Source organism: Paracoccus sp. PAMC 22219, assembly GCF_000787695.1.
In the GTDB taxonomy this organism is placed as follows: Bacteria; Pseudomonadota; Alphaproteobacteria; order Rhodobacterales; family Rhodobacteraceae; genus Paracoccus.
In genome coordinates this window covers 1-11271 of sequence record NZ_BBPH01000165.1, presented here as the reverse complement: position 1 = coordinate 11271, position 11271 = coordinate 1, and the positions used below count along the sequence as shown (strand labels likewise).

Annotated in this window: 14 protein-coding genes and 1 pseudogene; 4 read left to right on the top strand and 11 right to left on the bottom strand. The window is 68.4% G+C overall.

What is annotated here, in order from left to right; all coding sequences use genetic code 11:
• From dnaE2 to TY51_RS16540, 6 genes and pseudogenes are all read right to left on the bottom strand, one after another.
• Nucleotides 1-1241 (bottom strand): annotated as a pseudogene (gene dnaE2 / locus TY51_RS23665) (error-prone DNA polymerase); the annotation flags it as partial.
• 57 nt (nucleotides 1242-1298) lie between these two features.
• Complete coding sequence (locus TY51_RS23660; protein ID WP_231559111.1) at nucleotides 1299-1484, bottom strand: hypothetical protein; 186 nt, start codon at nucleotides 1482-1484, stop codon at nucleotides 1299-1301.
• A gap of 14 nt (nucleotides 1485-1498) precedes the next feature.
• A complete protein-coding gene (locus tag TY51_RS23655) occupies nucleotides 1499-2167 on the bottom strand; it encodes a PHP domain-containing protein (protein WP_231559110.1) in 669 nt (222 codons plus the stop codon).
• 13 nt (nucleotides 2168-2180) lie between these two features.
• Complete coding sequence (locus TY51_RS23650) at nucleotides 2181-3053, bottom strand: hypothetical protein (protein ID WP_231559109.1); 873 nt, start codon at nucleotides 3051-3053, stop codon at nucleotides 2181-2183.
• Entirely contained in the window at nucleotides 2984-3601 is a 618-nt protein-coding gene (locus TY51_RS23645; protein ID WP_231559108.1) for a DNA polymerase Y family protein, read from the bottom strand. The genes TY51_RS23650 and TY51_RS23645 overlap by 70 nt, the downstream gene beginning before the upstream one ends.
• A gap of 25 nt (nucleotides 3602-3626) precedes the next feature.
• Nucleotides 3627-4382, bottom strand: coding sequence for an ImuA family protein (locus TY51_RS16540; RefSeq protein ID WP_042251519.1), 756 nt, complete (start codon nucleotides 4380-4382; stop codon nucleotides 3627-3629).
• Nucleotides 4383-4670: 288 nt separating this feature from the next.
• Here TY51_RS16540 and TY51_RS16535 point away from each other — a divergent pair, with 288 nt between their 5' ends.
• Nucleotides 4671-5291, top strand: a complete 621-nt coding sequence (locus TY51_RS16535) for an SOS response-associated peptidase (RefSeq protein WP_042251516.1) — start codon at nucleotides 4671-4673, stop codon at nucleotides 5289-5291.
• 219 nt (nucleotides 5292-5510) lie between these two features.
• Here TY51_RS16535 and TY51_RS16530 read toward each other — a convergent pair whose 3' ends face one another.
• Entirely contained in the window at nucleotides 5511-5918 is a 408-nt protein-coding gene (locus tag TY51_RS16530) for a glyoxalase/bleomycin resistance/dioxygenase family protein (protein ID WP_042251514.1), read from the bottom strand.
• Nucleotides 5919-5985: 67 nt separating this feature from the next.
• Between TY51_RS16530 and TY51_RS16525 the strand changes: the two genes are divergently transcribed.
• Nucleotides 5986-6618, top strand: a complete 633-nt coding sequence (locus TY51_RS16525) for a TetR/AcrR family transcriptional regulator (RefSeq protein WP_052650372.1) — start codon at nucleotides 5986-5988, stop codon at nucleotides 6616-6618.
• Here the strand turns inward: TY51_RS16525 and TY51_RS16520 are convergent.
• Both TY51_RS16520 and TY51_RS16515 read right to left on the bottom strand, forming a co-directional pair.
• On the bottom strand, nucleotides 6608-7546 hold the full coding sequence (locus TY51_RS16520; protein ID WP_042251510.1) for a dienelactone hydrolase: 939 nt from the start codon (nucleotides 7544-7546) through the stop codon (nucleotides 6608-6610). The genes TY51_RS16525 and TY51_RS16520 overlap by 11 nt on opposite strands.
• A gap of 3 nt (nucleotides 7547-7549) precedes the next feature.
• Entirely contained in the window at nucleotides 7550-8302 is a 753-nt protein-coding gene (locus TY51_RS16515) for an SDR family oxidoreductase (protein WP_042251508.1), read from the bottom strand.
• 95 nt (nucleotides 8303-8397) lie between these two features.
• Here TY51_RS16515 and TY51_RS16510 point away from each other — a divergent pair, with 95 nt between their 5' ends.
• Nucleotides 8398-9339: an AraC family transcriptional regulator gene (locus TY51_RS16510; protein WP_231559106.1), complete on the top strand. Its 942-nt coding sequence runs from the start codon at nucleotides 8398-8400 to the stop codon at nucleotides 9337-9339.
• On the opposite strand, the gene TY51_RS16505 is transcribed toward TY51_RS16510, so the two are convergent.
• Nucleotides 9302-9709, bottom strand: coding sequence for a RidA family protein (locus TY51_RS16505; RefSeq protein WP_042251505.1), 408 nt, complete (start codon nucleotides 9707-9709; stop codon nucleotides 9302-9304). The genes TY51_RS16510 and TY51_RS16505 overlap by 38 nt on opposite strands.
• Nucleotides 9710-9878: 169 nt before the next feature.
• On the opposite strand from TY51_RS16505, the gene TY51_RS16500 reads away from it, so the two are divergent.
• On the top strand, nucleotides 9879-10469 hold the full coding sequence (locus TY51_RS16500; RefSeq protein WP_042251522.1) for a TetR/AcrR family transcriptional regulator: 591 nt from the start codon (nucleotides 9879-9881) through the stop codon (nucleotides 10467-10469).
• A 9-nt stretch (nucleotides 10470-10478) separates the two neighbouring features.
• On the opposite strand, the gene bla is transcribed toward TY51_RS16500, so the two are convergent.
• Nucleotides 10479-11271, bottom strand: a 793-nt coding sequence (gene bla / locus TY51_RS16495) for a class A beta-lactamase (RefSeq protein WP_042251502.1), incomplete at its 5' end; no start/stop codon positions are given.

Below are 11271 nucleotides of genomic sequence, written 5' to 3'. Positions count from 1 at the left end.
TGGCTTTCGGGAAAGCCGTAGCTGCCGAAGCCCTCCAGCTGGCGGAAGGTGCGCTCGGCAAAGTCGCGCTCGTAGCCGCGCGCCGCCATGCCCTCGATCAGCTTGTCTCGGAACCGGGACACCCCGCCGGTGAACTTGAAGGTCGCCATGGATTTGCGCAGCATGTCGGCCTCGCCGGGCGTGAACCCCGCGCATTCGATGGCCACGCGCATGGCCTGCTCCTGGAACAGTGGCACGCCGAGGGTCTTGCCCAGCACCTTCTCCAGTTCCGGGGTGGGGAAGTTCACGGCCTCCTGTCCCGCCCGGCGGCGCAGGTAGGGATGGACCATGTCGCCTTGGATCGGGCCGGGTCGGACGATGGCCACCTGCACGACGAGATCGTAGAAGGTGCGCGGCCGCAGCCGCGGCAGCATCGACATCTGCGCCCGGCTCTCGATCTGGAAGGTGCCGAGCGTGTCGGCGTTGCGGATCATCGCATAGGTGCGCGGATCCTCTGCCGGGATGTTGGCCAGATCGTGGCGGATGTCCTTGTGCTCGGCCAGGAGCTGCAGCCCCTTGGCCATGCAGGTCAGCATGCCGAGCGCCAGCACGTCCACCTTCATGAAGCGTAGTGCCTCGATGTCGTCCTTGTCCCATTCGATGATCTGGCGATCCTCCATCGCCGCGGGTTCGATGGGCACCAGATCGTCCAGCCGGTCGTGGGTCAGGACGAAGCCGCCGGGATGCTGGCTGAGATGCCGCGGCGTGCCGCGCAGCTGTGCGGCCAGCTCCAGCGTCAGGCGCAGGCGGCGGTCATCTGGGTTCAGGTTCAGCGCACGCAACTCGTCATCGGCGATTCCCTCCTCGGACCAGGCCCAGATCTGGCTGGAGAGCGCCCGGATCAGGTCCTCAGGCAAGCCCAGGGCCTTGCCCACGTCGCGCAGCGCGCCCTTGGTGCGATAGCGGATCACCACGGCGGTCAGCGCGGCGCGGTCGCGGCCATAGGTGCGGTAGATCCACTGGATCACCTCCTCGCGCCGCTCATGCTCGAAGTCCACGTCGATGTCGGGCGGCTCGCGGCGTTCCTCGCTGACGAAGCGCTCGAACAGCAGATCGTTGCGCCCCGGATCGATGGAAGTGATGCCCAGCACGAAGCACACGGCCGAGTTCGCGGCCGACCCCCGGCCCTGGCAGAGGATGTCCCGCGAGCGGGCGAAGCGGACGATGCTGTTCACGGTCAGGAAGTAGGGGGCGTAGTCCAGCCGGTCGATCAGGCGCAGCTCATGCTGCAGGCTGGCGGTGACCTCGGTCGGGACGCCCTAGGGATAGCGTGCAGCCGCGCCCTCCCAGGTCAGGCGCTCCAGCGTGGCCTGGGCGGTCACGGTGGGATCGTCGCGCTCCTCGGGATACTGGTATTCCAGCTCGTCCAGCGAGAAGCGGCAGGCCTCCGCGATCCGGGCCGATCGGGCCAGCGCTTCGGGGTAGCGGGTGAACAGCCGATGCATCTCTACCGGCGTCTTCAGGTAGCGGTCGGCGTGACGTTCGCGGCGAAAGCCAGGGCGTCGACGGTGGTGTTGTGACGGATCGCGGTGACCACGTCCTGCAGGATCCGGCGGTCGGGGGCGTGGAACAGCACGTCGTTGGTGACCACGGTCGCCACGCGCAGGCGGGCGGCGAGGTTCGACAGCTCATGGAGCCGTAGCTGGTCGTTGGGGCGCCGCCGCAGGGTCAGGGCCAGATGGGCGCGGTCACCGAAGGCCTCGCGCATCCGGCGCAGCTGCAGGGCGCAGAGATCATCCGCCTGGTCGGGGATCAGGATGCCGATCAGGCCGTCGCAGGCTGCGGCCACGTCCGACCATTCCAGGTGGCACTTGCCCTTGCCGGCCCGCCCCTTGCCGACCGACAGCAGCCGACAGAGGCGGGAATAGGCGGGCCGGTCGGTCGGATAGACCAGCAGCGACATGCCGCAGGCGAGGTCCAGTCGGCAGCCGACGATCAGCCGGACGCCGGTCTCCTTCGCCGCCACATGGGCGCGGACGATCCCGGCCAGCGAGTTGCGGTCGGTGACGGCCAGGGCTTCCATCCCCATCAGAGCGGCGGTGGCAAACAGCTCCTCGGCCGAGGAGGCGCCGCGCAGAAAGGAGAACTGCGAGGTGACCTGCAGCTCGACGTAAGCCGGACCGCTCATCCAAAGACCTCGCTCATCCGAACATTCCATGCAGGAACCAGCGATGCGATCCGGTGGCCCGGTCCTCTCCGTCGCCCTGACGGAAGATCCAGTAACGGGCTCCGGCCTCGTCCTCGATGCGGAAGTAGTCGCGCACGGCCTGTGCCTCGGCGTCGCGCTTCCACCACTCGCCGAAGATGCGTTCCGGTCCGTCGGCGCATTGCACATGGCGCCGCACCCCGCGCCAAAGGATCCAGCGCGGCGGATGGTCGGGCAGCAGCGCCATGGTCTCGATGGGCTCGGGCCGCGGCAGCAGGCGCGCGGGGCGCGGCCAGTGGTCGGGCCAGGCCTCCATGCCGGGAGTGGCCGTGTCCGCCAGAGGCGGGATGCGGATGATGGCGCGTTCCGGCACGTCGCTGGAAACAGTGGCGAAGCGGAAGACCGAGCGGGCGCCGAGCCGGTTCGACAGCGTGTCGATCAGGCCCGAGAGATCGGGCGCCGTCTCTTCGAGAAGCGAGGTGGCCGTCTGTCGCGGCACTAGCGGTTCGGCAATGGTGGCGGTCAGGGTCATGATCTCGATGCCGAGACCCGGATCGAGGGTGACGATCCGGTCGCAGAAGAGCCGGGTCAGCCGGACAGGGTCGCGCTGCGGCACGGCCAGGCCCACGCGCAGGACCTCGGTGCGGCTGTCGATCCGCGAGCAGAGCAGGTCCAGCCGCCGCGCGCCCAGCCCCTTGGCGGTCAGCTCCGTGCAGAGCTGCCCCACCAGCTTGCCGATATAGCGGGCAATGGTCTCGGGCGCGGCGATGGGTTCGGCGAAGGCGCGGCGGATCTCGATCAGCCCCTCCGGGCGCAGGGCGCGATCGGCTCGGAGGCACGCCCCCGTGCCTGGTCCAGACGCCGGCACAGCGCCTTGCCGAAGCGGCGGGTCAGGGGTGCGCGTGGCTGGCCTATCAGATCGCCGATGGTCTCGAAGCCGAGGTCCCGCAGCCCGGCCGCCGTGGCAGCGGGCAGGCGCAGGGCCTCCAGCGGCAGGGGCGCCAGCGCGGCGTCCGACGCACCAGGGGGCACGATGATGACACCGTCCGCTCCATGCCGCGCCAGCGCATGGGCCGCGCCCCAGCTGTCGGCCAGGGCCAGCCGCGCTGTGATGCCCGAAAGCGCCAGCTTGCCCGCCAGCGCCTCCAGCATCGCCGCCTCCCCGCCATGCAGGTGATCGGCGCCGGTGGAGTCGATGACGATCCCGTCCGGCGGATCGGCCGAGACGATGGGCGCGACCCGCTGCAGCAGCCACAACGCCAGACGCTCCAGCGCCGCGGCATCGGCGGAGGCGTCGTCCGCCTCGATGCGCAGATCGGGCACCAGCGCCTGCGCCCGGCTTACTGTCATGCCCACACGCAGGCCCAGATCCCGCGCGACGGAACAGGCGGCGGTGACCACCCTTCGGTTGCCCACGCGCCCCGCGATGATCAGCGGACCCTCAGCCGACGGCGATGTGACGCCCGCCTGCCGTTGCCGCCGATCGATCGGCCACATCGGCAGGAAGACGGAGATGACCCGCGCCATCGCATGCCTCCAGTTCGAGATCGAAGGAATCCCCGGCCCGGGCCCGGATCAGCTCGATGAGCCACCGCGCTCGGCCAACGCCCGGCACGGGCAGGGGGGCGGAGGGCAGTTCGGACACCCGCCACCGGGTCATCGCCGCGGTCGGCTGCCCGAAATCGCTGGCGTCAGCCTGCCGCCGCCAGCGCCGCAGCGCCAGGCCGATGGTGCCCGACCCCTTGGCGGCCAGGTGCAACCGGCGCGAGGCGGTCATCGACAGCCGCGCCACGTCGCCCACCACGGCGGCCAGGCCGCCATGGCGCAGGCCTTCCTCCATTGCCGCCAGGACCGAGATGTCGTCCCCGGCCTCGACATGGATCACCCGCTCGGGCGGCAGGCCCACCTGCGCCAGGCCCGGCGCGAAGAGATCGGCCTGGGTCACGCACCACAGCACCTGGCCCTTCATCCGCGCGGCGATGCCCGCCACGAAGCAGGCAGCCGCCGCCCCGTCCACGGCCCCCTGGCCGCCGCCCGCCACCTCATGCAGCGCACCCAAGCTCAGTCCGCCCTGGGGCAGACGCCGATCCAGCGCCCGCACCCCGAACGGCAGCACGCCGTGCTGGCGCGCTCCCGTGCCGTCGATCTCGCCGATCCGGGCGCGCAACTCGGCCAGAGCGGGACGGACGGCAGGCATGGGAGGGGGCTCCTTTGAGGTTGGCAATGAACAGGTCTGATTAGTTCCTGTTTTGTTCTCACCGTGCCATTCTGTCAACCGTCGCGGCAGACGTTCCAGCGTAAGCCCGGGCAACGACGCCACAAGGTATTGGAAAGGCTGGATTCAAAGCGGGGGATAAGTCGCCGGTTGCCGTGTAGACTGCCCCATCCTGGTCCCCCGACAGGGTCATGGCATCGATCGTAGAGTGATTGACGCAGGCAGAAAGCAGGCCCAGAACGGGAGGCAGACCAGCGCGAGGGCAGGGCGATTTGCAATCTGTATAACGTGACCACCTCGCAGGAGGCACTCACCCGTCTGATCGACGGGCTCACTGACCGTGCCGGAAACCTGGCGTCCGGCAACGTCTATCCCGATCAGCTGGCGCCGATCATCCGCAACGGCGACGACGGGCCGGAACTGGTCAAGGCGCGATGGGGCATGCCCTCGCCGCCGTCTGTCCTGAAGACCGCGCGCGATCCCGGCGTCACCAACGTGCGCAACCTCGGCTCGCCGCATTGGCGGCGCTGGCTGGGGCAGGGACATCGCTGCCTGGTGCCGGTCACCAGCTTCTCGGAGCCGCGCGGCAAGGGGAAGGGGGTGCAGTGGTTTGCGCCCACTGACGCGGAGACGACCATGTTCTTCGCAGGGATCGAGACGCGCGGCTGGACCTCGCTCCGCAAGGTGAAGGATGGCGAGACGACCGACGATCTCTACGCCTTCCTGACCTGTCCACCGAATGCCGAGGTCGCGCCGATCCATCCCAAGGCGATGCCGGTGATCCTGACCCGCCACGAGGAATGGGAGGCTTGGCTCGGTGGGATCAGCGCCGAGGAGCTGCAGCGGCCTCTGCCGGATGATGCGCTGAGACTGGTCGACGAGAAGATCTGAACTGGGCAGACGGCGGGGCGGACATCGTGGACGGTCTAGCCCCGTGGCGCCCACCCGGCGGTCCTTGCCTCTTCCTCGCTGCAGAACCAGCGTTCGCCCCGGGTTTCGCTGATCCGTGTCGCTGCATAACTGCGGCTATCGGGTATAGCGGTCGCGGTCCCGGGCCGCCGCCAAGCCGCTGGAAGCGGACGCAATCCGGCCGTTCCAGTCCCCGCTGGATCACAGTTCCGACGACAGGCGTCCCGCGCGCTGCGGGACGCGGATGAGGCGCTCAACCAGATCATCCGTCCATTCGACGTATTCGATGTGCAGGCCGTCGGGGTGCCGCGCATAAAGCATCCGCCCCGTGGGAACCGAGACAATGGGCTGCGTGATGGTCGCGCCGCCCCGGATCAGTTCGGCCTCGACGGCATCCAGGTCGGACACAATCAGCGGGCCGTGGCTGTCAGCTATGGGGGCCAGCGATTCGCGTGTCCCGGCCACGACGAAGACGTCGCCGATGCCCGCAAGGTCCCATTCGCCGTAACGAAAGCGGAGATGCGCCTCCCTGCCATGCAGACGCTCCAACAGGGTCAGGGTCTTGTCGCAATCCGGGGTGAACATTCTGGAATAGGTCTTCAGGATCATCTCGCACCTTTTGTATCGATCACTAATGAAATATGTTTGGGACGAGCCCATGCAACGGTGATTTATAGTGAAAGATACAAAACCGTCGTCCAAAGGGGGGCGCCCCCGATCCTTCGACCGCGACGAGGCGGTCGAGACCGCGATGCAACTGTTCTGGCGCCACGGCTACGAGGGCGTCTCGTTGAATATGCTAACCGGGGCGATTGGGATCGCGCCGCCCAGCCTCTATGCGACTTTCGGATCCAAGGCGGGGTTGTTCCGGGAAGCTGTCGCCCGCTATGCGCGGCAATCCGGACTGATGCCGATGTGCCATGATGGCGGACAATCGACGCTGGATACCGCCCTGTCCGGGTTCTTTGACCGTGCGATCGACTGGATCACCGGCCCGGATGGTGGGTGCGGCTGCATGATCTCATCCGGCCTGCTGGCCGCTCATCCCGACAACGAGGAGTTGCGTGATGAGCTTGTCGGGCTTAGGCGCGACATGGCGGCGGATCTTGAGGACCAGCTACGGGACTGGCTGTCGCCTGACTGTGCGGGGATCGCCGCAAGCTTCGTCTGCATGACGTTGCAGGGCCTGTCCGTGCAGGCCCGCGACGGCGCCAGCCCCGAAGCGCTTCGCGCCATGGCCGATCTTGCGCGGGCGGGCGTTCATGCGTTGGCGCGACAGGAACCCGCCGCGTCCCCAATCAGCGTTTAAGCGCGACCGTGGCAAGGGGCGCCGGGCTGCGTGCCAACGCAGCCAGCGCTTCGGGCCACGCCTGTGGGTCAAGACCGAGCGCCGCGCCAAGCCACGCTAGGGTCATCCGCCGTGTCGCCTCCAGCGCATCGGGATGCTCGATCTCGGTTTCTTTTGCGTCCAGCCCGGCAATGCCCCCCAACCCGTGCCCGACATCATGGATCGTCACCAGCGCCTGAGCCGTTGGCGCATCATGATAGGCATCACCGTGCCATTCCGGGCCGCGCGGGGTGAAGTGCCCCGGATCATCCTTTTGGCCACAGACGACCAGCGTCGGCACGCGTATCGTCGCGAAATCCACATCCAGAAAGGACAGGCGCGCGGCTTGCTCTGGCAGAAGATCGCCGCCCCTTCCCGGACTGGCCAGCAGGATGCCCGCGCGGATGCGCGGGTCGAGGAAGTCCTGGCCTGCCACCTGTCCGCCCATTGCAAGACTGCAGGTGTGGCCGCCGAAGGAATGCCCGGCCAAGGCGATCCTTTCGCGGTCAAGGCGGCCCGTGATGCCTGGCAGGCGCTCCAACAGGTCCAGCCCGTCGAGGATCGCGCGCAGTTCGGCGACGCGCTCGCGCCAGAACCAGGGGCCTTCGGGCAGCGTGGGGTCCAGCCCGCCGATGCGCGCGCTGGCATGCGTGGGTTGGATGACCGCAAGGCCGCGTTCGGCCCAGAACTGGGCGAGGGGGGCGTAGCCGTCCTTCGACGGGATCGCGTTCGACGGCCCGAAGCCGTGCGACAGGATCAGGACCGGCAGCGGCCCGGTCCCGACCGGCGCGGTCAGTCGCAATTTAAGCGGTTGACGCCCGGGCATCGGCAGGCGGATCGGCGTATAGGCCAGTGTCAGGGCCGGCGGGGGCGCGGGCAGATCGCGTGACAGGCGGAGCAGGCGGTTCATCGTCTATGCCGCCGATTGTGCATCGGCCATGGCCCGTGCATCGGCCCCGGCCAGCAGGCGCATCGGCGCGTCCGGGTCGGTCACGGCCCGCCAGACGGCCGCGACGACGTCGCCTGCCTGCGTCCGGTCGCGGGCGCCGCGCAGCGACCCCAGGACGGCCTGCATGAATGGGGCGTAACCATCCGGCACCTCCATCCCCATCCGTGCGACCGCATTGCGACCAAAAGCGGTCTCGGGCGCGCTGCCGGGCAGGACCAGCCGGGTCCTGATGCCGAACGGCGCGGCCTCCAGCGCAAGGCTTTCGGTGAAGGCGTTCACCGCCGCCTTGGTGGCGCTATAGACCGACAGCGCGGGCAGAGCCTTCAGCGTCACGGCCGAGCTGATGTTGACGATGACGCCGTGCCCTTGGCGCCGCATCGCGGGCATCACGGCACGCGTCACCTCCATCATGCCCAGGACGTTGATCTGGAACAGCTCGCGCACGCGGTCGATCCCGACGCCTTCCAGCACGTTTAGCATACCGACGCCCGCATTGTTGACCAGCGCGTCCAGCGGGCCGGCCTCGTCCAGCGCGGTTCGGATGCTGGCGGCGTCGGTGACGTCCAGCGGCAGCACGCGCAGGCGGTCGTTCACGGGCAGCCCCTCGGGCGAGGGCTCGCGCATCGTGGCGACGACCTGCCAGCCCCGGTCAAGGAAGTGCAGCGCGGTGGCGCGTCCGAAGCCGGACGAGGTGCCGGTGATGAGAATGCGGGGCATGGTGATCTCCTGTCGTTGTGGTCAACGAACAGATAGACGGCAGCACCCGATCATTATATACAGAGAAGTCCTTAATGCTTCAGCGAAAGTCCAGGATGCCGGTTCAGGACGACACCGATCCCCTCTCTGACGCCGTCGCGCTGCTGCGCCCCGAGATGGAGCTGTCCAAGCTGGTCGAGGCCGGCGGGGCCTGGCAGGTGCGGCGGGACGATCTGGACACTCCCCTCTACTGCGCGATCGTCGAGGGCCGCGCCCGGCTCGAGGTCGCGGAAGGCGGCGTGACGCTTGGGACGGGGGATTTCGTGCTGGTTCCGGCCCTGTCTGGGTTTCGCATGACCAGCCTGCCGCCCCCCGATCCGCGCGGGCTGGAACTGCGTCTGCAGACAGGGCCGGGTCAGGTCTGGCTGGGGCCGCCCCAGGCCCCGGTCGAGATGCGGGCGCTGGTCGGGCATTGCCGCTTTCGCGCGTCCGGGCCCAGGTTGCTGGTCTCGTTGTTGCCGCGGATGATCGTGGTGCCCGGCCAGCCGCGCCTGATCGCGCTGGTCCGGATGATTCATGACGAAACGCGTGCCGCACGGCCGGGCCGGGTGCTGACGCTCGGGCGGCTTCTGGACGTCTTGCTGATCGAGGCGCTGCGCTCGGGCACGGGGTTGGATCTGCCGCCGGGCCTGCTGCGTGGGCTGGCCGATCCGCGGCTGACTGCGGCCTTGGGGCGCATTCATGCCGATCCGGCGGCCGAGGTCTCGGTTGCCTCCCTCGCGCGTGCTGCGGGCCTGTCGCGGACGAGCTTCTTCGAGCGGTTCCGGCGCGAGGTGGGACGCGCGCCAATGCAGTATCTGACCGACTGGCGGATGGCCCTCGCGCAGGACCTGCTGCGCGACGGGCGGCTGACGAACGATCAGATTGCCGGGCGCGTCGCTACGGCTCAGCCAGCGCCTTCGGCATGGCGTTCCAGCGCCATGCTGGGATTTCGCCAAGGGCCTTCGCCGACAGCCGGGCCTAGCGTGCGGCTTCGGGGATACGGGCCACGACCTTAATTTCAAAGTCGAAGCCCGCGAGCCATGTAACGCCCATGGCAGTCCAGGCAGGATAGGGCGCGGCGGGGAAATGGCGCTCTTTGACCGTCATCAGGTCGCCGAACTGGGCCGCTGGGTCGGTGTGGAAGGTGGTCACGTCGATGATGTCGTCAAAGCCGCAACCCGCCGCCGACAGGATCGCGCCCAAATTGTCGAAGGCGCGTTCGACCTGGGCCAGATGTGTCTCCTCGGGGGTGCCGTCCTCACGGCTGCCCACCTGGCCCGAGACAAACAGCAAGTCGCCGCTGCGGATCGCGGGGGAATAGCCGTGTTCGTGATAAAGGGCGTGGCGGGCCGAGCCGGTGGGGAAGATCGCGTTGCGCGTGGTCATGGAATCGTCCTTTGTTGCGTCTGCAGGGCTGCTGGTCGAAAAAGCGTCACAGGGTCGTAGCGGCCCAAGACAAGCCGAATTTACATGCGAAGCGTATGTGAATACTTAAAAGCATACGGTGCGTATGTAAACACCTGTCATGCCGGCGGGGAAAGCGGAGTGGAAGATCATGGCCAGAACCCGTGCCGAAATGACCGATGAGACGCGCGAGAAGCTGATCGAGGCCGCGCGCCGGGCCTTTGCGCGCGACAGTTTCGCGGCGACCTCGATGGACGCGCTGACATCGGATGTCGGGCTGACGCGGGGAGCGCTCTATCACAATTTCGGCGACAAGAAGGGGCTGCTGGCGGCGGTGGTTGATCGGATCGACGCCGAGATGGCCGGCAAGGCGCGCCGGATCGGGGCGGCGGCCGCGCCGGGCTGGGACGCGCTGCTGGCCGAGGGATGCGCCTATATCGAGATGGCGCTGGACCCGGAAGTGCGGCGCATCATGCTGCTAGATGGACCGGCCGTGCTGGGTGATCCCTCGCTCTGGCCCAGCCAGAACCGGTGCCTGGACGCGACCCGGGCGGCGGTTGAGGGGCTTTTGGCCCAAAACGTCCTGCGCCCGGTGGATGTCGAGGCCGCCTCGCGGTTGTTGAACGGGGCCGCGCTGAATGCGGCGCTGTGGGTCGGGACCTCGGCGGACCCGGCCCAGACGCTGCCCAAGGCGCAGCACGCCTTTCGCCTGTTGGCGGAAGGGTTGCTGCGTCCGGCCTGATCCCCGCCTTCAGCGGCTTTCGATCTCGGCCACGATGGCCTGGCCGATGCGGGCGATGGCGGCGTTGCGGTTGGCCATGTCGGCCTCGTTGCCGGTCAGATAGACCGCCGCCAGCCAGGGCTCGTCCTGCGGAGTGCGGATCAGCGCGACGATCGAACGCGAGCCGTGCCCGCCCGCCCCGGTGCGGTCGGCGATGATCCAGCCTTGGGGCAAGCTGGCGCGGATCAGGTCATCGGCTACGGCATTGGCGCGCATCCAGGCCTCGAGCTGCTGCTGCGAGTGCTCGGACAGGACCGGACCGAACAGCATCTTCTCGAGCGTGGCGATCATCGCTTCGGGGGTCGAGCTGTCGCGCGGATCGCCGGGCGCGCCCTCGTTCAGGTCGGTCTCCCACCGGTCGAGGCTGGTTGTCTCGTCTCCAATGGCGCGCAGGTAGTCGGTGAAGCCCTTGGGGCCGCCGACACTGTCCAGCAGCAGATTGGCGGCAGTGTTGTCGCTGAGCGTCAGCGTCGCCTCGCACAGTTCCGCCACACTCATGGCGTCGCGCGTTTCCGTAACCGGCGAATAGGTCACAAGATCGCCGCTTGTGTAGCCTATCACGCGGTCCAGCTGATCCTCGCCTGCATCGACCAGCGTCAGGATCGCCCCGCAGAGCGGCGCCTTGAAGGTCGAGGACAGAGGGAAGCGCTCATCCGCTCGGTAGCCCTGACCCTCGGGGCTGCCCTGGCGGCGCAGGGCGACACCGACGCGCCCGCCCAGTTCGGTCTCGACCGCGCGGGCGGCTTCGGGGATGGTTTCGGCG

What these genes read in the sequence shown, in the direction of transcription:
- TY51_RS23660 (WP_231559111.1), bottom strand. Translation starts at nt 1,484, where the DNA reads ATGCATCGGCTGTTCACCCGCTACCCCGAAGCGCTGGCCCGATCGGCC.
- TY51_RS23655 (WP_231559110.1), bottom strand. Translation starts at nt 2,167, where the DNA reads ATGAGCGGTCCGGCTTACGTCGAGCTGCAGGTCACCTCGCAGTTCTCC.
- TY51_RS16540 (WP_042251519.1), bottom strand. Translation starts at nt 4,382, where the DNA reads ATGCCTGCCGTCCGTCCCGCTCTGGCCGAGTTGCGCGCCCGGATCGGC.
- TY51_RS16530 (WP_042251514.1), bottom strand. Translation starts at nt 5,918, where the DNA reads ATGATCCTGAAGACCTATTCCAGAATGTTCACCCCGGATTGCGACAAG.
- TY51_RS16520 (WP_042251510.1), bottom strand. Translation starts at nt 7,546, where the DNA reads ATGAACCGCCTGCTCCGCCTGTCACGCGATCTGCCCGCGCCCCCGCCG.
- TY51_RS16515 (WP_042251508.1), bottom strand. Translation starts at nt 8,302, where the DNA reads ATGCCCCGCATTCTCATCACCGGCACCTCGTCCGGCTTCGGACGCGCC.
- TY51_RS16510 (WP_231559106.1), top strand. Translation starts at nt 8,398, where the DNA reads ATGCCGGTTCAGGACGACACCGATCCCCTCTCTGACGCCGTCGCGCTG.
- TY51_RS16505 (WP_042251505.1), bottom strand. Translation starts at nt 9,709, where the DNA reads ATGACCACGCGCAACGCGATCTTCCCCACCGGCTCGGCCCGCCACGCC.
- TY51_RS16500 (WP_042251522.1), top strand. Translation starts at nt 9,879, where the DNA reads ATGGCCAGAACCCGTGCCGAAATGACCGATGAGACGCGCGAGAAGCTG.